Origin of the sequence: Mesorhizobium sp. L48C026A00 (assembly GCF_000502375.1) — a bacterium.
GTDB lineage: Bacteria > Pseudomonadota > Alphaproteobacteria > Rhizobiales > Rhizobiaceae > Mesorhizobium > Mesorhizobium muleiense.
The window spans coordinates 184,158-209,756 of record NZ_AYWU01000019.1 but is presented as its reverse complement, the minus strand read 5'-3'; the positions used below and the strand labels follow the sequence as shown (position 1 = coordinate 209,756).

The window sequence follows — 25,599 nt, the reverse complement described above, 5'->3', positions numbered from 1 at the left end:
TTTTGCTGTTGTGCCTTGACGAGGATCAGGCGGCGAGGATCAGGCGGGACGGCGCAGGCCGTTGCGGGCCTGGTCGAGCCGGACCGGCTGGTCGGGAATGGTGACCGCGAATGTGGTGCGGCCGCCTCTGCTTTCGACAAGCTCCACCGTGCCGCCATGGGCGCGGATCAGTTCATAGGCGATGGCCAGGCCAAGGCCGGTGCCACCGCTGCGGGCCGAGCCGCGGAACGCCGCGAACAGGTTCTCGCGCGCCTTCGGCGGCAGGCCGGGGCCGGTGTCGGTGACGGTGATGCGGCTGACGCTGCCGACGCGCTCGGCCGACACCTCCAACCGACGCACCACCGCGCTTTCCGCGTCCGCCGCCATCGCCTGGACGGCGTTGCGGCAAAGATTGGTGAGCACGCGAAAAAGCTGATCGGAATCGGCATCGACCTCGAAAGCCAGTTCGACGGCATTGACGAATTCTATGCCGCCTTCGGTGTCGAGCAGGCCGTGGACGTCATCGACCAGCTGGCGCAGCCTGAGCCTGCGGCGCGAGGGCGGCGGCTCCTGGGTGCGGCCATAGGCAAGCACACCTTCCGAATAGGATACGGCACGATCGAGCGCGCGCAGCAGTTTTGGCGCGAAGGCCTGCACGGTCGGGTCCTTGACCTGGCGCAGACGGTCCGACATCAGCTGCGCCGACGCCAAGATATTGCGCATGTCATGGTTGATCTTCGATACCGCGAGGCCAAGGTCGGCGAGATGCTTCTGCTCGGAGAGCATCTTTTGCAGCCGCTCCTGCATCTGCGAGAGCTCGCGCTCCGCAACGCCGATTTCGTCGGCGCGGGCAGCAGGGCGGATGATCCGCCCGGGGTCGTCGGGAGCCTCGGAGAAGGCCAGCATCGAGCGCGTCATCGTCCGGATCGGGCCGATCATGATCAGGTCTATGGCGGCATAGACCAGCATGGCGGTGAACAGCGAGATCAGCAGCGAGACGAAGGCGACGTTGCGCGAATAGATGAGCATGGCATTGCGCAGGCTGTAGTCGGGCATGATCAGCTCGAATTCCTTGTCGCTGTCGCCGACCGGCCCGAAAACGCGCAGCATCCGCTCGCCGCCGAACAACAGCGTGTCCAAGGCGCCGGTCATGCCCTCGATCAGGCCGACATTGGCAATGTCGATATGCTCGTCGACGTGCGGCGGCATCTCAGCCACCACCAGAAGCCGCGAGACACCGCCGTCGCGCACGGCGATCGCCTTGGCGCCGATCGCCATCAGCACATCGTTCTGGGCAGCGCGCGACAGCGAGGCGGGCTCTCCCTGCACCAGCACGATCGAGACGGCCGCGGCGGTGCTCAGCCTCTCTTTCAGCCAGCTCAGCCGGTAGCTGGCGATCCAGGGCAGAAAGATGAGGACCTCAGCCAGGAGAACGAAGACGATGGTGAGCAGCAGGAGCTTTGTCGACAATCCACGCGACAACGGCACCCTGCGGGCGGCTGCGGTCGCCCGATCGGTGCTTTCGTCCACGGATGGGATTTCACTCATGCTGCTTTTTCTTCACGATCACTTGATCGGCCAAGATTAGGCTATTGCGGCTTTTTTGCCAATTTCATCCTTCGTCCCAATCAGGGATAAGACCGCCCAGACCTCGGCCACACGCCAGCCGTTGGCCCGAGACGCCGGAATGTCGGGGCCGGTGTCGGCCCCGGATTGACTTCCAAAACCCTTCTTTCTATAAGCCCGCTCACGCTCGGGCCATTCGTCCCGGCGCGGTTTCGATCGCGCCAAAGCCGGCCGGGCAAAGCTCCTGTTACAGAGTGACAGAATCAAGAAGGGCCGCACCCCGCGGTATTAAAACAAATGAAGCGTACCTACCAACCGTCCAAACTCGTCCGCAAACGCCGGCACGGTTTTCGTGCCCGCATGGCCACCAAGGGTGGTCGTGGCGTCGTCGCAGCCCGCCGCAACCGCGGCCGCAAGCGGCTCAGCGCCTGAACGGAAGACGAGATCGTTGCCCGCAACCGGCAAGCCAGTGGGAGCACATCCCAAGCGGCTTCTGAAGCGCGCGGAATTCCTGGCCGTCCGGCGTGGCGAAAAGCGCCGCGGGCGGCTTTTTCTCGTCGAGGTTCTCGACCGCAGCGACGCAGAGGCGCCTCGCGTCGGCTACACGGTCACCAAGAAGGTCGGCAACGCAGTCGTCCGCAACCGCATCCGGCGGCGGCTGAGAGAAGCCGTGCGCACGCATGCCGCGGGTGACATGAAGCCAGGCAATGACTATGTCATCGTGGGGCGCGAAGATGTGCTTGCCATTCCGTTCGGCCAGTTGAAGGCCGAACTCTCACGCCGACTGCGCGGAACACGATAGGCCAAGGCTTTCGATGGAAAACAACCGGAACTTCTTCATCACCATCGCGCTGTCGGTGCTGATCCTGTCACTTTGGCAGTATTTTTACGTGCTGCCGCACAGCGAGGCGCAACGCGAGGCGGCCCGTATCGAAGAGCAGCGGCTAGCGGAGCAGAAGAAGGCGGCCGAAGCCGCCAGTCCGGGCGGCAGCGACACGCCGGTGCCGCAGCAAGGCGCCATTCCCAATGCACCCAATGCACCTGGAACTGACGGCACGACGCTGGCCAGCCGCGAGCAGGCGCTGGCGTCGACGAAGCGCGTCAGGATCGACACGCCGAGCCTGGAGGGCTCGATCAATCTCGCCGGCGCCCGTCTCGACGACCTCAAGCTCAAGCACTACAGGCTGACGGTCGACAAGAACTCGCCCGAGATCGAACTGCTCAACCCGGCAGCGCTGCCTACGGGCTACTATGCCGAGATCGGCTTTATCGGCAGCGACAAGACCGGCACGGTGCCGGGCCCGGAAACCGTGTGGACCGTCGACGGCAATGCGACGCTGACGCCGGCGACCCCGGTCACGCTGAGCTTCACCAACGACAAGGGCCTGACCTTCAAGCGCACCTTCTCCGTCGACGGCGACTACATGTTCACGGTGTCGGACACGGTGCAGAATTCGGGGTCGGCCGCCGTTACCCTGTCGAATTACGGCCGTGTCACCCGCTTCGACAAGCCTGCCGTTGCCAGCATCTATGTGCTGCATGAGGGGCTGATCGGCGTCACCGGCACGGAAGGCCTGCAGGAACACACATATTCGTCGATCGAGGAGGACAAGCAGTTTACGCCGAGCAAGTCGACCGATGGCTGGCTGGGCATCACCGACAAATACTGGGCGGTGACGCTGGTGCCGACCGAGAAGCAGCAGTTCCAGCCGCGTTACGCCTATTTCGAGGACGGCCGCCCGCGCTACCAGGCCGACTTCCTCACCGACCCGATCACCGTCGATGCCGGTCAGTCGGCGACAGTCGAGAGCGAAATCTTCGCCGGCGCCAAGGAAGTGGCCAAGGTCAACGCCTATGCGGAAGACCGCAACATCAGGCTGTTCGACCGTTTGATCGACTGGGGATGGTTCATCTGGATCACCAAGCCGATGTTCTATCTGATCGACACGATGTACAAATTCTTCGGCAATTTCGGCCTGGCCATCCTGGCCACCACCGTCGTCGTCAAGGCCGCCTTCTATCCGCTCGCCAACAAGTCCTACGCGTCGATGGCGAACATGAAGAAGGTGCAGCCCAAGATGCTCGAGATCCGCGAGAAATACGCGGACGACAAGATGAAGCAGCAACAGGCGATGATGGAGCTCTACAAGACCGAGAAGATCAATCCGCTCGCCGGCTGCTGGCCGGTGGCGCTGCAGATCCCGGTCTTCTTTGCGCTCTACAAGGTGCTCTACATCACCATCGAGATGCGGCACGCACCGTTCTTCGGCTGGATCCAGGATCTGGCGGCGCCCGATCCGACCTCGATCTTCAACCTGTTCGGCCTCATTCCGATCGCGCTGCCGGACATGTTGATGATCGGCGTTTGGCCGCTGATCATGGGCCTGACCATGTTCCTGCAGATGCGCATGAACCCGACGCCGCCGGACCCGACGCAGGCCATGATCTTCACCTGGATGCCGGTGGTCTTCACGTTCATGATGGCGGGTTTTCCGGCCGGCCTTGTCATCTACTGGGCCTGGAACAATTTGCTTTCGATCATCCAGCAAGGCGTGATCATGAAGCGGCAGGGCGCCAAGATCGAATTGTGGGACAATCTGGTCGCGCTGTTCCGGAAGAAACCGTCGCCGGCGGAATAGGCGGCGCTGCCTTTCTGCCGAATCCAGGAAGGCCCCGGCGCGGCGGTAGACGCCGCCGCGACCTATAAGCTCCGCTGTCGTTTCAGGAGCGCTGCGTCGATGAACAGGTAAGGATGATCCGCTGCGCACGCGGTTGGTGCTGCCGGGCGCATCGCACTATTTTGACCTGTTGTTTCGTCGATGGAGCCAGACCATGATCGGACCCAACCCCAACATCAAGCACCCGATCCCGATGCATAGCCGCGTCGGCTTCCTGAAGGGGCTGGTCACCGCGCCGAACATCGAGATCGGCGACTTCACCTATTATGACGATCCGGACGGGCCGGACAAATTCGCCGAGCGATGCGTGCTGCATCACTATCCATTCATCGGCGACCGGCTGATCATCGGCAAGTTCTGCGCCATCGCCGAGGGCGCGCGCTTCATCATGAACGGCGCCAATCATGCCATGTCCGGCTTTTCGACCTATCCGTTCAACATCTTCGGTCATGGCTGGGAAGAGGGTTTCGATCCGGCGACCTGGTCGAAGGAATTGCGCGGCGACACAGTGATCGGCAATGATGTATGGATCGGCATGGAAGCGGCGATCCTGCCCGGCGTGGCGATCGGCGATGGCGCCATCGTTGCGGCAAAGTCCGTGGTGACGCATGACGTGGCGCCCTATGCGATCGTCGCCGGCAATGCGGCCAAGGTGGTGAAGATGCGTTTCGACGACAGGACCATCCGGCGGCTTTTGGCGGCGGCGTGGTGGGATTGGCCGGTGGAAAAGATCAGCCGCAACCTCAATGCCATTCGTGGCGCCGATATTTCTGTACTGGAGGCAGCGGTTTGAACGCGTTGAACAAGTCCGTGATCGGCATCGAGCTGTTCACGCGGCCGTGGATCTTCATCCGCGGCGTGCCGGCGATGAAGTTCCTGCCGCCGGAAGGACCGCCGGAGATCGCCTTTGCCGGCCGCTCGAATGTCGGCAAATCGTCGCTGATCAACGCGCTGGTCAATCAGAAGGGACTGGCGCGCACGTCCAATACGCCAGGGCGGACGCAGGAACTCAACTATTTCGTTCCGGGCGGGTTTTCCGGCGAAGGCGCCGACCTGCCGCCGATGGCGCTGGTCGACATGCCAGGCTACGGCTACGCCACCGCGCCCAAGGAAAAGGTCGACGACTGGACGAAACTCGTCTTCGACTATCTCAAAGGCCGTGTCACGCTGAAGCGCGTCTACGTGCTGATCGACGCCCGCCATGGCATCAAGGCCAAGGATGACGAAGTGCTGTCGCTGCTCGACAAGGCGGCGGTGTCCTATCAGATCGTGCTGACCAAGACCGACAAGATCAAGGCGGCCGGCGTGCCGCGATTGATCGAAGAGACACTGCAGAAGATCAAGAAGCGGCCGGCCGCGTTTCCGTTCGTCCTCGCCACGTCGTCGGAAAAGAACGAGGGACTCGAGGAATTGCGCGCGGCGATCGTGCTGGCGGCCAATGGCGGCTAACGCATGTCGCGCAAAAGCATGCCCTCAGGCTTGACCCGTGGGTGTGCAGCGGTTTTGCGATGACGACATGCAAAAACAACATCCTAAAGCGCGTCGCGTGAGCCCGGTCAAACGCGACGCGCTCTAGGACTTTGCCTCTAGGGCAATCGTTTGGGTGCTTTCTTCCGTGGCAAGCCTTTCGGTGCCGTAAGCCTTCAGGAACATGCCGACGCCCGACCTGACGATGTGGTCGATTTCAGCCTGGCTCGGGGCTTTGGTGCGGTAGGCGAACATGCACTGACGGAAAAGACCCGCCAGGCACAGTTCGGTGAACTGATAGGCGGCAAGATCGACATCGTCGATCTCGAGCAGGCCGCGCTCGATGGCGGCATTGAGAAAAGCAACGACCTTGTCGTGGCCGCGTTTCGGGCCGCGTTCGTAAAAACGCGCACCAAGTTCGGGCATCCTGTCGGACGCGCCGATCACGGTGCGCTGCGCCTGGACGACCTTGGCCGAGGTGATCTTGAGGGACAGCACCTTGCCGAACTTCACCAGCGTCTCGCGAAGGTCGTCGGCGCGGTCGAGCAGATCGTACATATTCTTGAAGATCGTGCCGCGCTCTTCCTCGATCAGCGCCTCGAACAGCTCTTCCTTGTTGGCGAAGTAGACATAGATCGTGCCCTTGGAAACGCCGGCCTCACGGGTGATGTCGTTCATCGACGCCGCTTCGAAGCCCTTGTCGATGAAGACACGACGTGCGCCCTCGATGATCTGGCTGCGCTTGACCGGGTCCTGTCCCGCCGCCGGGCGGCCGCGACGCAGGCCATCCAGCGGATCGCACTGGTCCTTGTCGGGCTCGGTCATAACGTCACACCTCGAAAAAATTCGAACCGATCGGTTCGATCATCCTTGATATGGGCCTCTCACCGCGCTAAGTCAACGTCAACATCGAACCGAACGGTTCAGTCTGATGCCCGGTTTCTAGCGATGCCAAGAGAGATGCCATGTCCTCGAACGCGACCCCAACCGCCGAAGTCCGTTCCTTCCCCAACGCCAAGGTTGCGCCGGCAATCGAAGCGCCGAACCCACCGACTGAGCCCGCAACAAGCCCTCCGGCCGAGGCGCCGGCCAAAAAGAAACGCTCGGCACGCTCCTTTCTGTTGCCGATCATTGCGCTTGGCTTGCTGGGCGCAGGCGCCTGGTATGGCTATGATTACTGGACCGACGGGCGTTTCATGATCTCCACCGACGACGCCTATGTCCAGGCCGACATGGCGTTCATTTCGCCGAAAATTTCCGGCTATGTCGATCAGGTCAAGGTGACCGAGAACCAGCAGGTCAAGGCCGGCGACCCGCTGCTGGTCGTCGACAATGGCGACTACAAAATAGCGGTCGCCCAGGCCGAGGCGCAGATCGCCACCTTGAGCAAGACGCTCGATCGTATCGACGCCCAGACCGAGGCGGCGCGCGCCTCGCTCGAGCAGGCGCAGGCGCAGAAGACCGCCGACCAGGCCGCCGCCGCCAATGCGGCGCGTGTCCAAGCGCGCGCCGCCCAATTGCTCAAGACACATGTCGGCACCCAGGCCCAACTGGACGATGCCCAGACCGCGGTCGAGCAGGCCAATGCCGCCCTTGTCGGTGCCGACGCCCAGATCGCGGCGGCTGAGGCCAATATCGGTGTGCTCCAAGCGCAGCGCGCGGAGACGGCAAGCACGCTGGCGTCGCTGCAGCTTGCCAGGGACAAGGCCGCACGCGACCTGTCCTTCACCGTGCTGCGCGCGCCCTATGACGGTGTCGTCGGCAACCGCTCGGTCGAGCAGGGCGACCTGATCAGCCCCGGACAGAAGCTCGCCGTCATCGTGCCGATGGACAAGCTCTATATCGTCGCCAATTTCAAGGAGACCCAGCTTGCCCGGCTGGTGCCTGGTGAAAAGGTCAGGATTTCGGTCGACGCGATCGACGGCCAGGATTTCGAAGGCACCGTCTCGTCGCTGGCGCCGGCATCCGGCGCGGTGTTCTCGCTGCTGCCGCCGGAAAACGCCACCGGCAACTTCACCAAGGTCGTGCAGCGCGTCCCGGTTCGCATCGACGTGCCGGCGGATGTGCTGAAGACAGGCAAGCTGCGCGCCGGCCTCAGCGTCGTCGTCGCCGTCGACAGCCGCACCGCACCTTCGGCGTCGAACTGAGCGGCCGCTTGGGAGCAATGCCGTGGCAAGCGCAACCTCGACAGCAGGATCGCCGCCGGCGAGGCCGGCTACGCCTGATACTATTCCCACACGCCGCATCATCGCCTTCCTGGCGATGGTGTTCGGCATGTTCATGGCGATCCTCGACATCCAGATCGTTTCGGCCTCGCTGGCCGAGATTCAGGCCGGCTTGAGCGCCAGCTCCGACGAAATTCCGTGGGTGCAGACCGCCTATCTCATCGCCGAAGTCATCATGATCCCGCTGTCCGGTTTTCTCAGCCGGATGCTGTCGACGCGTGTGCTGTTCACCGTCTCCGCGGCCGGCTTCACCGCCGCGAGCGCGCTGGCGGCGACCGCCACCAACATCGACCAGATGATCGTCTACCGCGCCGTCCAGGGCTTTATCGGCGGCGGCATGATCCCAAGCGTGTTCGCTGCCGCCTTCACCATCTTCCCGCCGTCGCGCCGTGCCATGGTGTCGCCGATGATCGGCCTGGTGGCGACGCTGGCGCCGACCATCGGCCCGACTGTCGGCGGCTATATCAGCCATGCCATGTCCTGGCACTGGCTGTTCCTGATCAATGTGGTGCCCGGCATCATGGTGACCGCAGCCGCATGGTCGCTGATCGACTTCGACAAGCCCAATCTCAGCCTGTTCCGCAAGTTCGACTGGTGGGGCCTCGCCGGCATGGCGGCTTTCCTCTGCTCGCTGGAATTTGTGCTCGAGGAAGGTCCCAACAACGACTGGCTTCAGGACCAGGCCGTGTTCATCTGCGCCATCCTGATGACGGCCGGCGCGGTGCTGTTCTTCTGGCGCGCCTTCACTGCCGAGGAGCCGATCGTCGACCTGAAGGCCTTCGCCAACGTCAACTTCGCTTTCGGCTCGCTGTTCTCCTTCGTCATCGGCATCGGCCTCTACGGCCTGACCTATCTCTATCCGGTGTATCTGGGGCGCATCCGCGGCTACGACTCCCTGATGATCGGCGAGGCGCTGTTCGTCAGCGGCCTGGCGATGTTCGTCACAGCGCCGATTTCCGGCATCCTGTCGCGCAAGATGGATCCGCGGCTGATGATGATGATCGGCTTCTTCGGCTTCGCTGCCGGCACCTGGCGGATGACCTATCTGACCGCAGACTGGGATTTCTGGGAGCTTTTGCTGCCGCAGATCCTGCGCGGCGCCTCGATGATGCTGTGCATGGTGCCGATCAACAACATCGCGCTTGGAACGCTGCCGCCTGACCGGCTTAAGAATGCATCCGGTCTGTTCAACCTCACCCGCAATCTCGGTGGCGCCGNCGGCCTTGCCGTCATCAACACCGTGCTGATCGATCGCAGCGACTTCCACTACGCAAGGCTGGCCGAGCATGTGCAATGGGGCAGCGCCGAGGCGCAGACCAGGCTGCAGAACATGACGCTCGACTTCCAGCAGAATGCCGGCCTCGACGCATCCAAGGCGGCGGTCTCCAAACTGTCCGGCATGGTCCAGCAGCAGGCTTCGCTGCTGTCCTTCATGGACGTGTTCTATTTGTTGACGGCGCTGTTCGCCACGCTGGCGATCTTCACCATGGTCATCCGCAAGCCGGCCGAGCCGGCGGGCGGAGGCGGCGGACACTGACCGCGCAACTTTGCGCGCCCAAATGCGCGCGCTTTAGGTCAGGCCGTGGCCGGCTTAAAAGTCAAGGCGACGCCGTTGATGCAATGACGCAGGCCGGTCGGCGGCGGGCCGTCGTCGAAGACATGGCCGAGATGACCGCCGCAACGGCGGCAGTGGACCTCGGTTCGGGTCATGCCCAGGGACCTGTCCGCGGTCATGCCAACGGCGTTGGGAATCTCCTGCCAGAAGCTTGGCCAGCCGGTGCCGGAATCGAACTTGGTCTCGGAGGAATAGAGCGGCAGGTCGCAGCCGGCGCAGGCGAAGATGCCCTTGCGATGCTCGTTGAGCAGCGGGCTGGTGCCGGGATATTCCGTGCCTTCCTTGCGCAGCACGTTGAAAGCCGCGTCGGACAGGACGGCGCGCCACTCGGCCTCGGTCTTGGTGACTTCGAAGGTTTCGGCCGCGTGTGCGTCCCGCGGCCGGCCGATGCGCAGCGCTGCCGCCGTGCCTGCCAGCAATGCCACAGCAGCACCGCTCCAAAGAAAGTCGCGCCGGATCATCACCATTCCTCCTTCTGTCCGTTTGCCAAATTCGACCGTCACATGGAAATCAAAAGCCGGTGACGGCCAGCTCCCGACAACGGGCACTCCGCACCTGCCTGGAACGGACGGTGCGGAGTGTACGCCTGTCGATTGCGCGGGTCACGCAAGCGGAAATCCGCGCACTCGGCATGGAGCCTCAGCCATATGTTCGCTGGCGAGGGCCGCTTCGTTACATTTTCGGCAGGAGAACCTTGTCGATGACGTGGATGACGCCGTTCGACTGCTCGACATCGGCGACAGTCACATTGGCGACATTGCCGTTCTCGTCGGTCGCGGTGACCTTGCCGTTTTCGGCCTTGAGCGTCACCTCGCAGCCGCCAACCGTCTTGACCTTGTGCGCGCCACCATCGTCCATGGCCATCTTGGCAACGTCGGCGGCCATCGCCTTGGCACCGATGACGTGGCAGGTCAGGATCTTGACCAGCTTGTTCTTGTTTTCGGGCTTGAGCAATGTATCGACGGTGCCGGCCGGAAGGGCGGCAAAGGCCTCGTTGGTCGGCGCGAACACGGTGGAGGGACCGGCACTCTGCAGCGTGTCGACGAGACCGCCGGCCTTGAGGGCCGCGACCAGCGTCGTGTGATCCTTCGAATTGACGGCGTTCTCGACGATGTTCCTGGTGGCATACATGGCGGCGCCGCCGACCATCGGATTTTCGGCATAGGCGGCGGTGGCGAGCGCGGAGACGGCGACCGTTCCGGCAAGCAAAGGGTGGCGAACTTACGCATTATTTCTATCTCCTCAGTTTATTTCTTCCCCTCTTTGTGGCGCAAGGAGATACGGGGGATAAATGCCAGAGTTTCTCCCGTTCAGGAGAAAATTTTATTTTTTATAACGGCGAGCATGATTTTCAGGGCAGGGCTCTTACAGCCTGCATGCTTCCCCGCTAAATTCACCACAGGCGATAGATTTAAAATCTTCTCGAAAACCGGCAGACAGGGGTGATTTGCAGACAGGGGCGATCAGATGCTCTTCAGATCGCCCGCAGCGACCACAGGGCCGGTCGGCTGGCCGGTCGGCGAACCGCCGGTCGGTTCAAGGCTGACCGCAAGCACGGCGCCTTGCGCAAGTTTTTCCTGCACGGCCGAGGAGATGATCATACGCGCGGTCTGGCCGGCCGGGATGACGCCCATAGAGACCGGCGCATTCTTGCCCTCGATCATCCACAGCTCGAAATCCTTGCCGGCGGCGCGCTCGCCGGAGACATGCGACAGGCCGACCTCGCGACGGGCGGCATCATAGACGGCGAGGTATCTGACGTCGCTGCCATCGGCAGCCAGCGAGGCGATGAGCCGCGGCGGCTCGGCCGGCGGGTTGAGGTAAGGCACGGCGATATAGATCGCCAACGCCGCGACGGAAGCGGCTGCAAGACCGCGCCAGAAGGCAAGGCTTGACCAGAGGCCGGCGCGCTCTGCGACGAACAGCCGGCGATCCAATGCCTCCTTGACCCTGATCGGCGGCTCTGTCTCCGGATAGGCGTCGGCCATCGGCGAAAGACGCGCCTCCCAGGCATCGACAAGGTGCGCGAAAGCGGCGTCCGCGTCGATGCGGCGTGACGCAATCTCGCGTTCGTCCGCGGCCAGGACGCCAAGAACGTATTCGGCGGCAAACAGGTCGTCGCCCCCAGATTCCGGTCCGTCATCCTCTGCCAGCGTCATCTTTCAAGACACTCTCTGAGCTTCAACAGGCTGCGCCGCAGCCAGGTCCGCATCGTGTTCAGCGGCACGTCATGGCGCGCCGCCAGTTCGGCATAGCTTTCGCCGTCCAGATAAGCGCCCCGGACGGACGCCGCCCGGTCCTTTTCCAATTCATCGAGACAACGATAGATGCGCCCGGATTCACCGCCCGCAACAGCCGCAGCCTCGGGTCCCGGCGCCGGATCGGCAACGTCGAGCGCAGCGTCGATATAGGCAGCAGGCTCTCGCCGCGCCCTTATCCGATCGATCGCGTGATTGCGCGCAATGGCCACCAGCCAGGAAATCGGGCTTAGCTCCGACACGGCGAAACGGTCGGCCTTCGTCCATATCTTGACGAAGACCTCCTGCAGCGCCTCTTCTGCCTCTCCCCGGTCCTTCAATACACGAAGGCAGACGCCGAAAAGTTTCGCGCTGGTCTGCCGGTAGAGCAGATCGAACGCAGCCCGGTCCTTCATCGAAGTCCGGACGATCAGGTTGCTGATGTCCTGCGGCGTCATCGGCTGCCAAATTTAAGCAATTGCCCAAATTAGGCAATTGCCCCAGATCATTCCACTGCAATGTATTGCAACGGCGGAAGCGTTCCTGTGCACCGGGAGCGCCGTCGGCTTCCATTGACGAGAAAGAGCCGACCTCTTTGAGCATCGGATTTTCCCAAAACCGGGTTTCCACTTTTGCATCCGATGCTCTAGCTTGCCGATAGTTGGGGGAGCAAGAATGTCGGTCGAACGGGCCCTGTGGGAACATGACGCTACCGGCCTGGCCGGCTTGGTGCGCAAAGGAGAAATCTCGCCGCAGGAGCTCGTCGACGCGGCGATTGCACGGGCCGAGGCCACTCGTCCGGACATCAATGCCATCGCCGAGCCGCTCTACGAGGCGGCGCGGACGCGGGCGAAAACCATCGACCGCAAGCTGCCGCTGGCCGGTGTGCCCTTCGCGCTGAAGGATCTCGGCATCGCCATGAAAGGCGTGCCGACGCACGGCGGCAGCCGCATTCCGGCTTTCGTTGCCGATTTCGACTCGGTGATGACCGAACGCCATCTGGCCGCCGGCCTCGTCCCGATCGCCACCAGCACCTCGCCCGAACATGGGCTGAGGCTGATGACCGAATCCGCCGCTTTCGGCATCACCCGCAATCCGTGGAATACAGCCCATACCAGCGGCGGCTCGTCTGGAGGTGCGGCGGCGCTGGTCGCGGCCGGCGTCGTACCGGTGGCACATGCTTCGGACGGCGGCGGCTCGATCCGCGTTCCCGCCGCCTGCACCGGGCTGGTCGGGCTGAAAACCTCGCGCGGCCGCGTGCCGCTGACGCCGCTGGTCAGCGAAAGCTGGTACGGCCTGGTCATCGACCACGCCGTTTCCCGCTCGGTCCGTGATTCGGCCCTGCTGCTCGACCTGACGCATGGGCCCGATCCGCTGTCGCCGTATGCGGCGCCGACGCCGAAAGGAACTTTCGCCGCCGCAGCAGTGCGTGACCCCGGCAAGCTGAAACTGGCGGTCTACCGAAAATCGCCGCTCGGCCTGCCGATATCGACCGAGACGCTGGCGGCGCTGGACACTGCGATAGCTTTGGCGCGCGAAGGCGGCCATACGATAGAGGAGATCGACCTGCCCTATATCGATCGCGATTTCATCGCTGATTTCGCCAGAACCGTCGCCGCGGCGGTGGCCGGCACGATGCGCGGCGAGGTCTTGCGCGTCGGCCGCTCCATTTCGGGTGATATCGAACGCACCACGCGGGTGATGAGCGCCTTCGGCGAAGTTCTTTCGGCCGGCGAGATCTATGCCAGCCTGCAGCGGCTGCATGCCACGTCGCGCCGGCTGATCATCGAGACCGCGCGGTACGATGCCGTGCTGATGCCTGTCATCGCGCATCCGCCGCTCGCCTGCGGCGCGATGGATCCAAAAGGCGCAGATGCGTTCCTGGAAGAAATGCTCGACAGGCTGCGGCTTGCCCGCCTGCTGAAATTCAAGCCGCTGTTCGGCCAGTTGATGGACAAGAGCCTGTGGTTCACCCACTGGCCGGCAATCCAGAACGTCAGCGGCCAGCCGTCGATCGCGCTGCCTGTTCATGTCACCGATGCCGGCCTGCCGCTCGGCATCCAGGCCGCCGGCCGCCCCGGCGACGAGGAGACCTTGTTGTCCCTCGCCGCGCAAATGGAAAAGATTTCGGGATGGCTGACGCGGCGGGCGCCACTGCAGGTGCCCGGGATGAAAGCAGGCCGATTTCACCTGACGTGACAGCAAAGCCGTTTGCCCCCTGCTCCAATTCCCGCTAAGACGCCGCCGTTCATGCCAAGCTGGGAACCAAGCCGAATGACGGACCTCGCCGCCACCGCCGAAATGCAGGCCGCGCTGCTTTCGAGGGCGCTGCCCTATATGCAGCGCTACGAGAACAAGACGGTCGTGGTGAAGTATGGCGGCCACGCCATGGGCGACATCGCGCTCGGCAAGGCCTTTGCCCGCGACATCGCGCTGCTCAAACAATCCGGCGTCAACCCGATCGTCGTGCATGGCGGCGGGCCGCAGATCGGCGCCATGCTGAGCAAGATGGGCATCGAATCGAAGTTCGAGGGCGGATTGCGCGTCACCGACCAGAAGACGGTCGAGATCGTCGAGATGGTGCTGGCCGGCTCGATCAACAAGGAGATCGTCGCGCTGATCAATGCCGAGGGCGAATGGGCGATCGGCCTGTGCGGCAAGGACGGCAACATGGTTTTCGCCGAAAAGGCGCGCAAGACCATGATCGACCCGGACTCCAACATCGAGCGTGTGCTCGATCTCGGCTTCGTCGGCGAGCCTGTCGAGGTCGACCGCACCCTGCTCGACCTTCTGGCGCGGTCCGAAATGATCCCGGTGCTGGCGCCGGTGGCGCCGGGCCGTGACGGCCACACCTACAACATCAATGCCGACACCTTCGCCGGCGCCATCGCCGGCGCCTGCCAGGCGACACGCCTTCTGTTCCTCACCGACGTGCCCGGCGTGCTCGACAGGAACAAGAAGCTCATCGACGAACTGACCGTCGCCGAGGCAAAGGCATTGATCAAGGACGGCACGGTGTCGGGCGGCATGATCCCCAAGGTCGAGACCTGCATCGATGCGATCGAGCGCGGCGTCGAAGGCGTCGTCATCCTCAATGGCAAGACGCCGCATTCGGTGCTGCTCGAATTGTTTACCGAACACGGCGCCGGCACACTGATCGTGCCTTGAGCGCAGGCTGCAACTTGTCGGCCAGAAATCCAGGGTTGAGCAGGCGTCAGGGCGAATTTATCGCCTGAGGTGCCCAAGCGGCACGTGGCCCGGCCCCTTGATGTTCTGCAGCACGAGCTGCGTGTGGACATCGCGCACGCCGTCGAGCCGCATCAGCCGGTGCATGACAAAGGCGTTGAGCTCGTCGACCGACGGCACCATCACATGCAGCAGGAAATCGTAGTCGCCAGTCATCGTCCAGCACGACGACACCTCGTCCATGCGCTGCACGGCGGCGATGAAGGTTTCGGGCGACCCGTCGCTGTGGGTCACCAGGCGCACCTGAATGAACACTTCGACCATCAGGCCGATGGCGCGGCGGCTGAGCACAGCGGCAAAGCGCTTGATGATGCCGGCGCTCTGAAGAGCCTCGAAGCGGCGCGCGCATGGCGTCGTCGAAAGGCCGATCTCCTGGGCCAGTTCGGACACAGGCTTGCGCCCATCGCGCTGCAAGATATCGAGCATCTTGATCTCAAAATCATCAAACTGAGGCACTTTCACTCTCCTGCAGCTTTGCTGTGGTGGCTTTTACCTCAAATCGCGTGTTCGAGCCATCATCAAAGCGGATTCGCCTCACCGGACCCGGCTAAACTTTCAAAATGTTAGTCGTGATTTCCAGGGAGAACAGCCATGACGATGAACGTTGCCGATTACGCCCGCGAATGCGCGGCGCAAGGCCTTCGCGGCGACTATTCGGTCTGCCGCGCCGATTTCACCGTTGAGCAGAGCTACAACTACACAGCTGACGAGCAGGCAGTGTGGCGTACTTTGTGCGACCGCCAGACGAAGCTGACCAAAAAGTTGGCACACCGGTCCTATCTCGACGGCGTCGCCACGCTGGGCCTGCTCGACAGGATTCCGGATTTCGGTGTGGTCAGCGAGAGGCTGCGCAAGCTTACCGGTTGGGAGATCGTCGCCGTGCCGGGCCTCATTCCCGCACCGGCCTTCTTCGTCCACCTGGCCGCCCGGCGCTTCCCAGTGACCAACTGGCTGCGGACGAAACAAGAGCTCGACTACATCGTCGAGCCGGATATGTTCCACGACTTCTTCGGCCATGTGCCGGTGCTGACCCAGCCGGTCTTTGCCGATTTCATGCAGATGTATGGCGAGAAGGCCGAGCATCTGATCGCGCTCGGCGGCGACGAGATGATCAGCCGCCTCTACTGGTACACCGTCGAGTACGGGCTGATCCAGGAGGCCGGCCAACCGTTGAAGGCTTTCGGCGCCGGGCTGATGTCGTCCTTTGCCGAACTTCAATTCGCGGTTGAAAGCAAGGACGCGCATCATGTTCCCTTCGATCTGGAAACGGTAATGCGCACCAGCTATGAGATCGACAAGTTCCAGCGCGCCTATTTCGTGCTGCCGTCCTTCGACGTTTTGCGCGATGCCTTCCACAACGTCGCCGACATGGCAGCGATCATCGGACGCCACAAGGGCAAGCCGGCGCTCGACCCGGCAAAACTTTAGACGCTGGCCAGACGCGGACGCTCGCAGCCGATCGGTGCGGGCGTTATTGGTCGCGCGCTGGAATGACGATCCATCGGCAGGCCGGAAGCCGAGAAGATGGGACCGTTCAGGCCGCTTCGGAAACGTCCCTGTCCAGGATGGTCAGATTGCGGCCGCGATCCTTGGCCTGGTAAAGGCGGCGGTCGGCGACACGCATCAGATCCGATACGCCGGCATCCTCGCCGCAGGTGACACCACCGATGCTGACGGTGAGGGGTATGACCCGCTCATCGACGGGACGGAAGCGGATCAGCTCGACTTCACGGCGAATGCGTTCAGCGACGCGTTTGGCCTCCTGTTCGGTGGCGCCGACCAGAAACGCACCGAATTCCTCGCCGCCGATGCGGCCGATCACGTCGCCGCTGCGCACGCCGCGCTCGATCGCGCTTGCAATCAGGAGCAGCGCATCGTCGCCGGTCAGATGGCCGTAGCTGTCGTTGATGAGCTTGAAGTGATCGGCGTCGATGATCAGCAACGCACCGCGATCGGATTTACGCCGGGTGGCCTCGAGGGCGGCGAAGAAGCTCTCGCGGTTGAGCATGCCGGTCATGTCGTCGCGGCTTGCCTTCTCCGACAGGCGCCGATGCGCAGCGGCGAGCTGGGCATGAGCGCGGGCGAGGTCGCGATGAGCGCCTTTCAACCTCTCGCCCTGCCAGAACGTGTAGGCGCTGGCGATCCAGGCGAGCACCAGCGGGCAGACCGTGGACGTCAGCCAGATCGTGCGGTTGATCGGAAAGCCCATTGCCGGAACGACGATCAGCGTCAACAACAGCGAGACTGCGAGGGAGGCGAAAGCGACGGCGGCAGACTTCAGAAATATGCGGCTCATCGCTGGTTCCCCCTGGACCGTCTGTGTGCCAGCAAGCCCTGAATGGCACCTTTCGGCGATGCCTAAAATTTGAATCATCGGGCCATTTTCGCCACCCATGACGCGCATAAGTTGTGGATAAAGCCTCTGCCAAAAGCATTGTTTCGTGTCATAAGGGGTTGCATGACCACGCTCCCGGACCCCGCCCGCTTTGCCCATGTCACCGACTGGGTGTTCGACCTCGACAACACCCTCTATCCGCACCATTCGAACCTGTTCTCGCAGATCGACGTAAAGATGACCGCCTATGTCGGAGAACTGCTGACGCTGCCACGCGACGATGCCCGCAAGCTGCAGAAGGAACTCTACCGGGAATATGGCACGACGCTGAACGGTCTGATGGCGCGCCACGGCATCGATCCCGACGACTTTCTCGAGAAGGTCCATGACATCGACTATTCCTGGCTGGTTCCCGATCCCGTTCTCGGCACCGCCATCCGCCAGCTTCCCGGCCGCAAGTTCATCTTCACCAATGGCGACCGCAGGCATGCCGAACGCACCGCGCGCCAACTCGGCATCCTCGATCATTTCGACGACATCTTCGATATCGTCGCTGCCGGGCTGAACCCCAAGCCGGCCCGCCAGACCTACGAGAAGTTCGCGGAACTCCACGCGGTCACCGGCCACAATGCGGTGATGTTCGAGGATCTGGCCCGCAACCTGTCCGTGCCGAAATCGCTGGGCATGACCACGGTGCTGGTTGTGCCGCGCAACTTCGAGCCGACCTTCTCGGAAATCTGGGAACGTGACCCGGGCCACGAGGACGATGTGGATTTCGTCACCGACGATCTTGCCGAATTCCTCACCGCGATCGTCGACATCACCGCTTGAGCCGTTGCTTCGTAAAGCCGGATCGAAGCCCGCGGCCTAAAGCTGATAGAAGCGGCTGATGATCCCCCAGGCTTCGTCGGCGGTGTCGACGAAATCGATGATGTCCTGGTCGCCAGGGGTGATCGTGCCTTGCTCGGCGAGGAAATCGAGATCGATCGCCCGTTTCCAGAAAGCCTTGCCGAACAGGATCACCGGCACGCGCTCCATGCGGCCGGTCTGGATCAGGGTCAGCGTTTCGAAGAATTCGTCCATCGTGCCGAAGCCGCCGGGAAACACCGCGACAGCCTTGGCGCGCATGACGAAATGCATCTTGCGGACCGCGAAATAGTGGAAGTTGAAACAGAGCTCCGGCGTCACATAGGCATTCGGCGCCTGCTCGTGCGGCAACACGATGTTGAGGCCGATCGACGGGGCGCCGACATCGTCGGCGCCGCGGTTGCCGGCTTCCATCACGCCGGGTCCGCCGCCTGTCACCACGACGAATTCGCGATAATAGGAGGTGGCCGACTGCTGCGAGCAGAGCCGGGCGAATTTTCGCGCTTCCTCGTAATATTTGCTGTTTTTCTCGAGGTTTTCCTTCTGCGTCTCGTTCTTGGCCGCCCAGGCTTCACCGCCCGGCTCGGGTATGCGCGCCCCGCCGAACAGGATGACGGTCGAGCCGATGCCGCGCTCGGCCAGGATCATCTCCGGCTTTAACAGTTCGAGCTGCAGCCTGACCGCGCGCAATTCGCGCCGTGTCATGAAGTCGGGATCGTTCCATGCCAACCGGTAGGTCTCGGCACGCGTCTGCGGCGTGTCCGGCACGCTTTTCGACCGCTCCAGATCCTCGTCCGAATGCGGCAGCGGCGTCCACCCCGCCTTTTCCATAGGAGTCATATTACCTACCCGTCTAATTATTCAGTTGCGCCGTCCCGGTGACGCAGCCGCGATTGACCCTCACCAAGCCTTCACATAGGGTCCGGCGACTTTCAAAACAGGTTAAGATGCGGCCCCTTAACAGCTTGGTAATGGAGCGAATTCATGTCAAAGCCCGATCTGGCGAGCCTCGAAAAGACCATCGAAACCGCCTTCGAGGAACGCGAGACGATTTCGACGGCAACCCGCGGCGCGACGCGCGACGCCATCCAGGCGGCGCTCGACCTGCTCGACCGGGGTGTCGTCCGCGTTGCCGAGCGCCAGGCCGACGGCAAATGGCATGTCAACCAGTGGCTGAAGAAAGCGGTGCTGCTGTCGTTCCGGCTCAACCCGATGGAGATCATCAAGGGTGGTCCGGGCCAGGCCGTGTGGTGGGACAAGGTGCCGTCGAAATTCGACGGCTGGAGTGCCATCGATTTCGAGAAGGCAGGTTTCCGCGCCGTGCCGTCGTCGATCGTGCGGCGCTCCGCCTACGTCGCGCCAGGTGCCGTGCTGATGCCGTCCTTCGTCAATGTCGGCGCCTATGTCGACAGCGGCACCATGGTCGACACATGGGCCTCGGTCGGCTCCTGTGCCCAGATCGGCAAGAATGTGCATCTGTCGGGCGGCGTCGGCATCGGCGGCGTGCTGGAGCCGATGCAGGCCGGGCCGACCATCATCGAGGACAATTGCTTCATCGGCGCACGCTCCGAAGTGGTCGAAGGCTGCATCGTGCGCGAAGGCTCGGTGCTCGGCATGGGCGTCTTCATCGGCCAGTCGACCAAGATCGTCGACCGTGCCACCGGCGAGGTTTTCTACGGCGAAGTGCCAGCCAATTCCGTCGTTGTCGCCGGCTCGATGCCCGGCAAGCCTTTGCCCAATGGCGAGCCCGGTCCGAGCCTCTACTGCGCCGTCATCGTCAAGCGGGTCGATGCCAGGACCCGTTCCAAAACCTCGATCAATGAACTGCTTCGCGATTGATCTTTTCAATAAAAACGGACCTACCCGCTTGCTCGACAGACCTCGATTTCTATGGCTTTTCTTCAGCCTTTCCGGGCGAGTGAACCCCAGCGCCTATGTTTTGGCGGGTCTTCTGCCGCTCCTCACTCAGCTTTTCCTGCTCTACCAGTTCTCGCGAACGCCGTTGGGCACTGCTGCAAGTCAGTACTGGGCGCTCGCCTGGTGGATCGCTGTGGTCGTCTCGACATGGTCGACCTTTGCGCTAACGGCGAAGCGGTTCCATGATTTCGGCAAGCCTACCTACTACGCATTGATCTCTCTCATCGTCGGCGCCATTCTCCTTGTCATTCTGGCCTTTTTCAAAAGTGATCCCGGACCCAACCGCTACGGCAAACGCACCAATGCGCCGGCCGAATCCTGAGCGCCGGGCGGGTCTCTAGCCATGCGCTACCGCACGCTTGATGCGAAACTGATCATCGAAACAGCCGAGCGACTGGAAAAACGCGTCGCCGAGCGGTTTCCCGATACCGGCTTGCGTGGCGTCGCCATCGAACTTGTGTCGCTGTCGCGTGATCTGGCCAAGGCGGCGAAGGCGCTGGAAGCGCCGATCTGGTGGCTGCGCGGCGTCGTCATCGTCACCATTGCCGCCGGCGCGGTGATGTTCCTGTTCGTCGGCACCATCCTGCCGCTCGGCCGCATCTCGGGAACCCACGACGCCATCCAGTCGGTGCAAGGCATCGAATCCTTGATCAACATGATCATCCTCGCGATGCTCGGCTTCCTGGCCTTGATCCGGACCGAGGAGCGCATCAAGCGCAAGCAGGTGTTTCGCAAGCTTCATGGCTTGCGATCGCTGATCCATGTCATCGACATGCATCAGCTGACCAAGGATCCGGCAGCGCTTTCAACCGATTTCAAGCCGACATCGCATTCACCGGCACGCATAACCGACCGTGCCGATCTCGCGCGCTACCTCGACTATTGCTCCGAAATGCTGTCGATCACCGGCAAGATCGCCGCGCTGTTCGCGCAATCGGTCAACGACGATGTGGTCGTCGATGGCGTCAACGACATCGAGTCATTGGGCTCCAATCTGTCGCGAAAGATCTGGCAAAAGATCACGCTGATCGACCATCCATTGCGGTCGGCTCGTGCAAGTACCTAAGCTAATCTTAATCACCTTGGTCCAGCAAGCCCTGTGAAGACTGTGTCGACCGGCACGGAGCACTCGACTGGCACACGACGAACCCCTGGCCAACCCGAAAACGCGCGGAAAGCGAAGCGCCGGCGCGCGGCTGTTCGCCTGGTTTTCTTCGCCGATCAGAGCGGAACCGGAAGCTGTCCGCGCGCGGCTTCTCGACGCCACTTTCGAGCGCAAATTCGCTGTCCTGTTCGGCACCATCAGTGTCCTGGTGCTGGCAGTCGGCGCCACTGTCTCCACCGGCGACCGGTGGCCCTACGCCTGGATGGCGGCCGACCTCATTCTGTTTGCCGTCCGCTTCCTGCTGATGCGGGAATGTGAGCGGACCCGCAAGCGCGGGGGAACGGGGCCGCTGGCAGGCCTCATGGCCGCCGGTGGGTCATGGTCGGTGATTTTCGGCCTCGGCTGCTATGGCTGCGTCGTCAGCGGGGATATGGCGCTTGCCGTGCTGGCTGCCTTGAACGTCGCAGGCGTCGTCGGCGTGGTGTCGTCGCGCAACGCAGCGACCCCGCGCTACGCCATATTCGTCATGCTGGCGGTAAGCCTGCCTTTCCTAGTTGGCGCGCTGTTATCTCCGGCGCCCGGAATGTCGATCGTCGGATTTCAAGTGCCTTTCTATGTGGCCGGCGTCATCATCGTGCTGCTTCAAAATCATGCGATCAACGCCCGCATGATCCGCGCCGAACTGGACAATCGCGATCTGGCGATCAAGGACGCGCTGACCGGCCTGCCCAACCGCATCTTCCTTCAGGAGAAACTGCGCGGCATGTGCAGCGAGCTTGCGGCGCCGGCAGCAAACGGCGGTAGGCCGTTTGCCGTTCTCAGCATGGACCTCGACGGCTTCAAACACGTCAATGACCGCTTCGGCCACGCGGTCGGCGACATGCTGCTGCGCAAGGTGGCCGAACGATTGAAGCGCGCTTTCCGACCGGGGGATATGGTCTTTCGCATCGGCGGCGACGAATTCGTGATCCTGCTGCCCGACACATCCGAGATCGAAGCCACCCTCCTGGCAAAGCGCGCCATTGAGAAGATTTCGGTACCTTTCGACCTTGGCGTGGGCACCGCAATACCCATCGGGTTGAGCATTGGAAGTGCCTTCGCGCCTGCCGACGGCGGCGAGCCGGAACTTCTTCTCACCTGCTCCGATCACGCGCTCTATGAAGCCAAACGCACCGGAAAGGGCCGTTACCGGGCGCATGTGCGGGCCGCGAACTGACCACAGCGATTATTGGGCCTTTTGTCGCTCAGTCCATGCAATATCTCGTATCCCGCCTAAGTGCGTCGCGTCTGAAGCGACTCCTGCGACGCACTTCAAGCCTTTGTTTGTTTTATGCGCATTTGCCCAAAACCGCTGCGCCCGCACCGGTCAAGCCCAAGGCCATGCCTTTTGGGCGACATGCATCAGGCCTGCGACAATACGCCACGAAAACCATAGTGTCGGCGGGATGGCTGTCCCTTATGTCTGGCCGTGACAGGCCTTGCGCTTTCGACTAACGCTTTTGCCCATGACGTTGCCGACCGATCCCGCTGGAAATCTCGCCGCCCTCATCCGCTGCCCCTCCGTGACACCCATCGAGGGCGGGGCACTGAGCACGCTGGAAACAATGCTGAAACCACTCGGCTTTTCCGTCGAGCGCCCGGTGTTCTCGGAGGACGGCACGCCCGATATCGAAAATCTCTATGCGCGGCGCTCCGGCAACGGTCCGCACCTGATGTTCGCCGGGCATACCGACGTGGTGCCGGTCGGCGACGAGATCTCATGGACGCATCCGCCTTTCGCTGGCGAGATCGCCAAGGGCGAGATGTTCGGTCGCGGTGCCGTCGACATGAAGGGGGGCATCGCCTGTTTCATCGCCGCCGTGGCGCGCCATCTCGAGTCGAAAGGCGGCCTGAAAGGCTCGGTCTCGCTGCTGATCACCGGCGACGAAGAAGGGCCGGCCATCAACGGCACGACAAAGCTGCTCGAATGGGCGGTCGCCAAGGGCGAAAAATGGGATGCGTCGATCGTCGGCGAGCCGACCAATCCCGATGCGCTGGGCGACATGATCAAGATCGGCCGGCGCGGCTCTTTGTCCGGCAGCATCATCGTCAACGGCCGCCAAGGCCACGCCGCCTACCCGCAGCTCGCCGACAATCCGGTGCGCGGCCTGATGACGCTGGTCGAAGCCTTGCTGCAGCCAGTCTTCGACAAGGGCACCAAGGACTTCCAGCCGACCAATCTGGAGGTGACCTCGATCGACGTCGGCAATCCGGCCACCAATGTTATTCCGGCAAAGGCGACCGCCACCTTCAACATCCGCTTCAACGACACATGGACCGCCGAGACCATCCAGGCGGAAATCCACAACCGTCTCGACAAGGCGGCGAAGCGAAAGAAATACCGGGCCGGCAAGACGACGCCGGTCGATTACGAACTCGCCTGGCGCGACCGGCCGAGCCACGTCTTCCTCACCCGCGACGAGCGGCTGATCGAAGCACTGAGCGGTTCGGTCAAGGCGGTGATCGGCAGGAAGCCGGCGCTTTCCACCTCCGGCGGCACCTCCGACGCACGCTTCATCAAGGATCATTGTCCGGTGGTCGAGTTCGGGCTGGTCGGCAAGACCATGCACATGGTCGATGAGCGCGTCGCACTTGCCGACCTCGAGACGCTGACGCAGATCTATCAGCGCTTCATCGAAGACTGGTTCGAGCAAGGCGCATCGTAATCATGCTTTCGTCGGATGAAACCTATGCTTCGCTCAACGGCGCCTGGCGACTGATGCTCGGCAAGGCCGATGGGCTGCGCCAGTTCGACCTTTCGGCCGACGGTTTCTGGAATTCCTTCTTCGCCATCGTCGTCGCGGCACCGGCGCTGATCGTCGGTTGGGTCGGCCTCGCCAACGAGATCGGCGATCCGAATGCATTCGCCGGACGCTTCAGCATGCTGATCCGTCTGGCGACAGTCGACATCGGCGTCTGGGTGTTGCCGCTTGTCGGCCTTGCCCTCGTCGCGCCGCGCGCCGGCATCGGCGGGCGTTTCGTCCACTATGTCGTCGCCAGCAACTGGGCGTCGGCGATCATCGCCTGGATGATGCTGCCAGCGGCGTTGATTAGGCTTTTCCTGCCGTCCACCAACGAGTTCGCCGTACTGGCGTCGCTGCTTTTGTTCGCGCTGTCGATGATCCTGACCTGGCGGATGACAAACGTTGCCATCGGCAGGGGCGCGGCTGTCGGCAGCGCTGTCTTCGCCGGAATGTTCGTGGCGTCGCTGGTCGTTCTGTTCGTGCTGCAGGCGCTGCTCGGCATCGTTGCGCCGAGCGGAACCGGCACTTGAAGCATCCAAGTGAATTTGTCCGAATTCCCGGTGTGGTTTCGCTTGCTGACGTTGGCGCCGCCCCTCACCTGCCTGCCGGCATCCTCTCCCCGTATAGTGACGGGGAGAGGGCAGCTCTCATCAACGATTTTGCCAACCACAGACGTTGCAAGAAGGATGCTGCGGCTGCGGCCAGCCTCTTCTCCCCGCACTATACGGGGAGAAGTGCCCAGCAGGGCGATGAGGGGCAGCGCCAACTCCCACAATTGGTTGAAGACGACGAGGACTGATTTTTACTCAGTCGTGTGCCGCCTGCGGGTAGTCCACACCGATAAGAAAAAGTCCGTCGGGCGGCGCCACCTGGCCACAGGCTGCACGGTCGCGCGCGTCGAGCGCCGCTTTCAGGTCGGCAATTGTCCAGCCGCCTTCGCCGACGCGCTTCAGCGAGCCGACCATCGAACGCACCTGATTGTGCAGGAACGAGCGCGCCGAGGCTCGCACTTCGATCATGTCACCCAGCCGACTGACATCCAGCCGGTCGAGCGTCCGGATCGGGTTGTCGGCCTGGCACTGGGTCGATCGGAACGTGGTGAAATCATGCCGCCCCAGCAGCACCTTTGCCGCTTCGTGCATGGCCTCGGCGTCGAGCCGCTTCGGCACCCTCCAGATCTTGCCCTTGTCGAGCGCCGCCGGCGCGCGCCGGTTGACGATGCGGTAGAGATAGTGGCGGCCGATCGCCGAGAAACGCGCATCGAAGCTATCCGGCACCACAGCCGCCTTGAGGATGGCGACGCGCGCCTTGGCCGTTTGCAGGTGGGCGTTGACGGCATCGCGAACCTTGTCATCAGGCCACGCCCTGACGAGATCGACATGCGCCACCTGACCGGTCGCATGGACGCCGGCATCGGTGCGGCCGGCGCCGCGCAGCGAGACCTGTTCGCCGCAGAATTTCTCGATCGCCTGTTCGATCGCCTGCTGCACCGAAGGCTGGTCTGCCTGGCGCTGCCAGCCGGCATAGAGGCTGCCGTCATATTCGATGTCGAGGCGAAAACGCGGCATTCCTAAGAAGG

At 62.7% G+C, this 25,599-nt stretch carries 27 protein-coding genes; 17 read left to right on the top strand and 10 right to left on the bottom strand.

Annotation, left to right across the window (positions count from 1 at the left end; all coding sequences use genetic code 11):
* Window positions 1-39: 39 nt before the first annotated feature.
* Window positions 40-1,527, bottom strand: coding sequence for an ATP-binding protein (locus tag X738_RS69020; protein WP_023801591.1), 1,488 nt, complete (start codon window positions 1,525-1,527; stop codon window positions 40-42).
* Between the two features lie 315 nt (window positions 1,528-1,842).
* On the opposite strand from X738_RS69020, the gene rpmH reads away from it, so the two are divergent.
* The 5 genes from rpmH to yihA all read left to right on the top strand — a co-directional run bounded on the left by rpmH (window position 1,843) and on the right by yihA (window position 5,672).
* Window positions 1,843-1,977 (top strand): 50S ribosomal protein L34, encoded by a 135-nt coding sequence (gene rpmH, locus X738_RS83115; RefSeq protein WP_008833937.1) that lies wholly within the window; start codon window positions 1,843-1,845, stop codon window positions 1,975-1,977.
* A gap of 16 nt (window positions 1,978-1,993) precedes the next feature.
* A complete protein-coding gene (rnpA, locus tag X738_RS69015; RefSeq protein WP_023801590.1) occupies window positions 1,994-2,347 on the top strand; it encodes a ribonuclease P protein component in 354 nt (117 codons plus the stop codon).
* A gap of 13 nt (window positions 2,348-2,360) precedes the next feature.
* Window positions 2,361-4,184 (top strand): membrane protein insertase YidC, encoded by a 1,824-nt coding sequence (gene yidC, locus X738_RS69010; protein ID WP_023801589.1) that lies wholly within the window; start codon window positions 2,361-2,363, stop codon window positions 4,182-4,184.
* Window positions 4,185-4,377: 193 nt separating this feature from the next.
* Window positions 4,378-5,016 (top strand): CatB-related O-acetyltransferase, encoded by a 639-nt coding sequence (locus X738_RS69005; protein ID WP_023801588.1) that lies wholly within the window; start codon window positions 4,378-4,380, stop codon window positions 5,014-5,016.
* Window positions 5,013-5,672 (top strand): ribosome biogenesis GTP-binding protein YihA/YsxC, encoded by a 660-nt coding sequence (yihA, locus tag X738_RS69000; protein WP_023801587.1) that lies wholly within the window; start codon window positions 5,013-5,015, stop codon window positions 5,670-5,672. The genes X738_RS69005 and yihA overlap by 4 nt, the downstream gene beginning before the upstream one ends.
* 123 nt (window positions 5,673-5,795) lie before the next feature.
* On the opposite strand, the gene X738_RS68995 is transcribed toward yihA, so the two are convergent.
* Window positions 5,796-6,515, bottom strand: a complete 720-nt coding sequence (locus tag X738_RS68995) for a TetR/AcrR family transcriptional regulator (protein WP_023801586.1) — start codon at window positions 6,513-6,515, stop codon at window positions 5,796-5,798.
* A 140-nt stretch (window positions 6,516-6,655) separates the two neighbouring features.
* On the opposite strand from X738_RS68995, the gene X738_RS68990 reads away from it, so the two are divergent.
* Window positions 6,656-7,837, top strand: coding sequence for an HlyD family secretion protein (locus X738_RS68990; RefSeq protein ID WP_023801585.1), 1,182 nt, complete (start codon window positions 6,656-6,658; stop codon window positions 7,835-7,837).
* Window positions 7,838-7,919: 82 nt separating this feature from the next.
* On the top strand, window positions 7,920-9,452 hold the full coding sequence (locus X738_RS68985; protein WP_245277758.1) for a DHA2 family efflux MFS transporter permease subunit: 1,533 nt from the start codon (window positions 7,920-7,922) through the stop codon (window positions 9,450-9,452).
* A gap of 38 nt (window positions 9,453-9,490) precedes the next feature.
* Here X738_RS68985 and msrB read toward each other — a convergent pair whose 3' ends face one another.
* From msrB to X738_RS68965, 4 genes are all read right to left on the bottom strand, one after another.
* On the bottom strand, window positions 9,491-9,991 hold the full coding sequence (msrB, locus tag X738_RS68980; protein ID WP_023801583.1) for a peptide-methionine (R)-S-oxide reductase MsrB: 501 nt from the start codon (window positions 9,989-9,991) through the stop codon (window positions 9,491-9,493).
* 211 nt (window positions 9,992-10,202) lie between these two features.
* Window positions 10,203-10,679 carry a fasciclin domain-containing protein gene (locus X738_RS68975; protein WP_084833825.1) on the bottom strand — a complete coding sequence of 159 codons (477 nt, stop codon included), beginning with the start codon at window positions 10,677-10,679 and terminating at the stop codon, window positions 10,203-10,205.
* A 314-nt stretch (window positions 10,680-10,993) separates the two neighbouring features.
* Entirely contained in the window at window positions 10,994-11,689 is a 696-nt protein-coding gene (locus X738_RS68970) for an anti-sigma factor (protein WP_023801581.1), read from the bottom strand.
* A complete protein-coding gene (locus X738_RS68965) occupies window positions 11,686-12,225 on the bottom strand; it encodes a sigma-70 family RNA polymerase sigma factor (RefSeq protein ID WP_023801580.1) in 540 nt (179 codons plus the stop codon). The genes X738_RS68970 and X738_RS68965 overlap by 4 nt, the downstream gene beginning before the upstream one ends.
* Before the next feature lie 217 nt (window positions 12,226-12,442).
* Here X738_RS68965 and X738_RS68960 point away from each other — a divergent pair, with 217 nt between their 5' ends.
* Together X738_RS68960 and argB are read left to right on the top strand one after the other, a co-directional pair.
* Complete coding sequence (locus X738_RS68960) at window positions 12,443-13,966, top strand: amidase (RefSeq protein ID WP_023801579.1); 1,524 nt, start codon at window positions 12,443-12,445, stop codon at window positions 13,964-13,966.
* A gap of 75 nt (window positions 13,967-14,041) precedes the next feature.
* Window positions 14,042-14,935, top strand: coding sequence for an acetylglutamate kinase (gene argB, locus X738_RS68955; RefSeq protein WP_023801578.1), 894 nt, complete (start codon window positions 14,042-14,044; stop codon window positions 14,933-14,935).
* Between the two features lie 57 nt (window positions 14,936-14,992).
* On the opposite strand, the gene X738_RS68950 is transcribed toward argB, so the two are convergent.
* The gene (locus X738_RS68950; RefSeq protein WP_023801577.1) at window positions 14,993-15,469 is read right to left on the bottom strand and encodes an Lrp/AsnC family transcriptional regulator; all 477 of its coding nucleotides are present in this window, start codon (window positions 15,467-15,469) and stop codon (window positions 14,993-14,995) included.
* A gap of 135 nt (window positions 15,470-15,604) precedes the next feature.
* On the opposite strand from X738_RS68950, the gene phhA reads away from it, so the two are divergent.
* Window positions 15,605-16,441: a phenylalanine 4-monooxygenase gene (gene phhA, locus X738_RS68945; RefSeq protein ID WP_023801576.1), complete on the top strand. Its 837-nt coding sequence runs from the start codon at window positions 15,605-15,607 to the stop codon at window positions 16,439-16,441.
* Window positions 16,442-16,547: 106 nt separating this feature from the next.
* Here phhA and X738_RS68940 read toward each other — a convergent pair whose 3' ends face one another.
* Window positions 16,548-17,309, bottom strand: a complete 762-nt coding sequence (locus X738_RS68940; RefSeq protein ID WP_023801575.1) for a GGDEF domain-containing protein — start codon at window positions 17,307-17,309, stop codon at window positions 16,548-16,550.
* 162 nt (window positions 17,310-17,471) lie between these two features.
* Here X738_RS68940 and X738_RS68935 point away from each other — a divergent pair, with 162 nt between their 5' ends.
* A complete protein-coding gene (locus tag X738_RS68935) occupies window positions 17,472-18,179 on the top strand; it encodes a pyrimidine 5'-nucleotidase (protein ID WP_023801574.1) in 708 nt (235 codons plus the stop codon).
* Between the two features lie 36 nt (window positions 18,180-18,215).
* Here the strand turns inward: X738_RS68935 and X738_RS68930 are convergent, their stop codons facing one another.
* Window positions 18,216-19,055 carry an LOG family protein gene (locus X738_RS68930; RefSeq protein WP_023801573.1) on the bottom strand — a complete coding sequence of 280 codons (840 nt, stop codon included), beginning with the start codon at window positions 19,053-19,055 and terminating at the stop codon, window positions 18,216-18,218.
* A 144-nt stretch (window positions 19,056-19,199) separates the two neighbouring features.
* Between X738_RS68930 and dapD the strand changes: the two genes are divergently transcribed.
* The 6 genes from dapD to X738_RS68900 all read left to right on the top strand — a co-directional run bounded on the left by dapD (window position 19,200) and on the right by X738_RS68900 (window position 24,550).
* Window positions 19,200-20,054: a 2,3,4,5-tetrahydropyridine-2,6-dicarboxylate N-succinyltransferase gene (gene dapD / locus X738_RS68925; RefSeq protein ID WP_023801572.1), complete on the top strand. Its 855-nt coding sequence runs from the start codon at window positions 19,200-19,202 to the stop codon at window positions 20,052-20,054.
* A complete protein-coding gene (locus tag X738_RS68920; protein WP_023801571.1) occupies window positions 20,035-20,454 on the top strand; it encodes a DUF805 domain-containing protein in 420 nt (139 codons plus the stop codon). Before dapD ends, X738_RS68920 begins: the two co-directional genes overlap by 20 nt.
* A gap of 21 nt (window positions 20,455-20,475) precedes the next feature.
* Window positions 20,476-21,198 carry a hypothetical protein gene (locus X738_RS68915; RefSeq protein WP_023801570.1) on the top strand — a complete coding sequence of 241 codons (723 nt, stop codon included), beginning with the start codon at window positions 20,476-20,478 and terminating at the stop codon, window positions 21,196-21,198.
* Between the two features lie 247 nt (window positions 21,199-21,445).
* Window positions 21,446-22,453 carry a GGDEF domain-containing protein gene (locus X738_RS68910; protein ID WP_023801569.1) on the top strand — a complete coding sequence of 336 codons (1,008 nt, stop codon included), beginning with the start codon at window positions 21,446-21,448 and terminating at the stop codon, window positions 22,451-22,453.
* A 289-nt stretch (window positions 22,454-22,742) separates the two neighbouring features.
* Window positions 22,743-23,942: a succinyl-diaminopimelate desuccinylase gene (gene dapE, locus X738_RS68905; protein ID WP_023801568.1), complete on the top strand. Its 1,200-nt coding sequence runs from the start codon at window positions 22,743-22,745 to the stop codon at window positions 23,940-23,942.
* A 2-nt stretch (window positions 23,943-23,944) separates the two neighbouring features.
* On the top strand, window positions 23,945-24,550 hold the full coding sequence (locus X738_RS68900) for a hypothetical protein (RefSeq protein WP_023801567.1): 606 nt from the start codon (window positions 23,945-23,947) through the stop codon (window positions 24,548-24,550).
* Window positions 24,551-24,826: 276 nt separating this feature from the next.
* On the opposite strand, the gene truA is transcribed toward X738_RS68900, so the two are convergent.
* Complete coding sequence (truA, locus tag X738_RS68890; RefSeq protein WP_023801566.1) at window positions 24,827-25,588, bottom strand: tRNA pseudouridine(38-40) synthase TruA; 762 nt, start codon at window positions 25,586-25,588, stop codon at window positions 24,827-24,829.
* Window positions 25,589-25,599 lie beyond the last annotated feature (11 nt).

Coding starts and splice junctions, on each gene's coding strand:
- X738_RS68900 (WP_023801567.1), top strand. CDS start 23,945: ATGCTTTCGTCGGATGAAACCTATGCTTCGCTCAACGGCGCCTGGCGA.
- X738_RS68965 (WP_023801580.1), bottom strand. CDS start 12,225: ATGACGCCGCAGGACATCAGCAACCTGATCGTCCGGACTTCGATGAAG.
- rpmH (WP_008833937.1), top strand. CDS start 1,843: ATGAAGCGTACCTACCAACCGTCCAAACTCGTCCGCAAACGCCGGCAC.
- X738_RS68990 (WP_023801585.1), top strand. CDS start 6,656: ATGTCCTCGAACGCGACCCCAACCGCCGAAGTCCGTTCCTTCCCCAAC.
- argB (WP_023801578.1), top strand. CDS start 14,042: ATGACGGACCTCGCCGCCACCGCCGAAATGCAGGCCGCGCTGCTTTCG.
- phhA (WP_023801576.1), top strand. CDS start 15,605: ATGACGATGAACGTTGCCGATTACGCCCGCGAATGCGCGGCGCAAGGC.
- dapE (WP_023801568.1), top strand. CDS start 22,743: ATGACGTTGCCGACCGATCCCGCTGGAAATCTCGCCGCCCTCATCCGC.
- msrB (WP_023801583.1), bottom strand. CDS start 9,991: ATGATCCGGCGCGACTTTCTTTGGAGCGGTGCTGCTGTGGCATTGCTG.
- X738_RS68975 (WP_084833825.1), bottom strand. CDS start 10,679: ATGGTCGGCGGCGCCGCCATGTATGCCACCAGGAACATCGTCGAGAAC.
- X738_RS69020 (WP_023801591.1), bottom strand. CDS start 1,527: ATGAGTGAAATCCCATCCGTGGACGAAAGCACCGATCGGGCGACCGCA.
- X738_RS68940 (WP_023801575.1), bottom strand. CDS start 17,309: ATGAGCCGCATATTTCTGAAGTCTGCCGCCGTCGCTTTCGCCTCCCTC.
- X738_RS68915 (WP_023801570.1), top strand. CDS start 20,476: ATGCGCTACCGCACGCTTGATGCGAAACTGATCATCGAAACAGCCGAG.
- dapD (WP_023801572.1), top strand. CDS start 19,200: ATGTCAAAGCCCGATCTGGCGAGCCTCGAAAAGACCATCGAAACCGCC.
- X738_RS68970 (WP_023801581.1), bottom strand. CDS start 11,689: ATGACGCTGGCAGAGGATGACGGACCGGAATCTGGGGGCGACGACCTG.
- X738_RS69005 (WP_023801588.1), top strand. CDS start 4,378: ATGATCGGACCCAACCCCAACATCAAGCACCCGATCCCGATGCATAGC.
- X738_RS68995 (WP_023801586.1), bottom strand. CDS start 6,515: ATGACCGAGCCCGACAAGGACCAGTGCGATCCGCTGGATGGCCTGCGT.
- X738_RS68935 (WP_023801574.1), top strand. CDS start 17,472: ATGACCACGCTCCCGGACCCCGCCCGCTTTGCCCATGTCACCGACTGG.
- X738_RS68960 (WP_023801579.1), top strand. CDS start 12,443: ATGTCGGTCGAACGGGCCCTGTGGGAACATGACGCTACCGGCCTGGCC.
- yidC (WP_023801589.1), top strand. CDS start 2,361: ATGGAAAACAACCGGAACTTCTTCATCACCATCGCGCTGTCGGTGCTG.
- X738_RS68920 (WP_023801571.1), top strand. CDS start 20,035: ATGAACTGCTTCGCGATTGATCTTTTCAATAAAAACGGACCTACCCGC.
- truA (WP_023801566.1), bottom strand. CDS start 25,588: ATGCCGCGTTTTCGCCTCGACATCGAATATGACGGCAGCCTCTATGCC.
- X738_RS68930 (WP_023801573.1), bottom strand. CDS start 19,055: ATGACTCCTATGGAAAAGGCGGGGTGGACGCCGCTGCCGCATTCGGAC.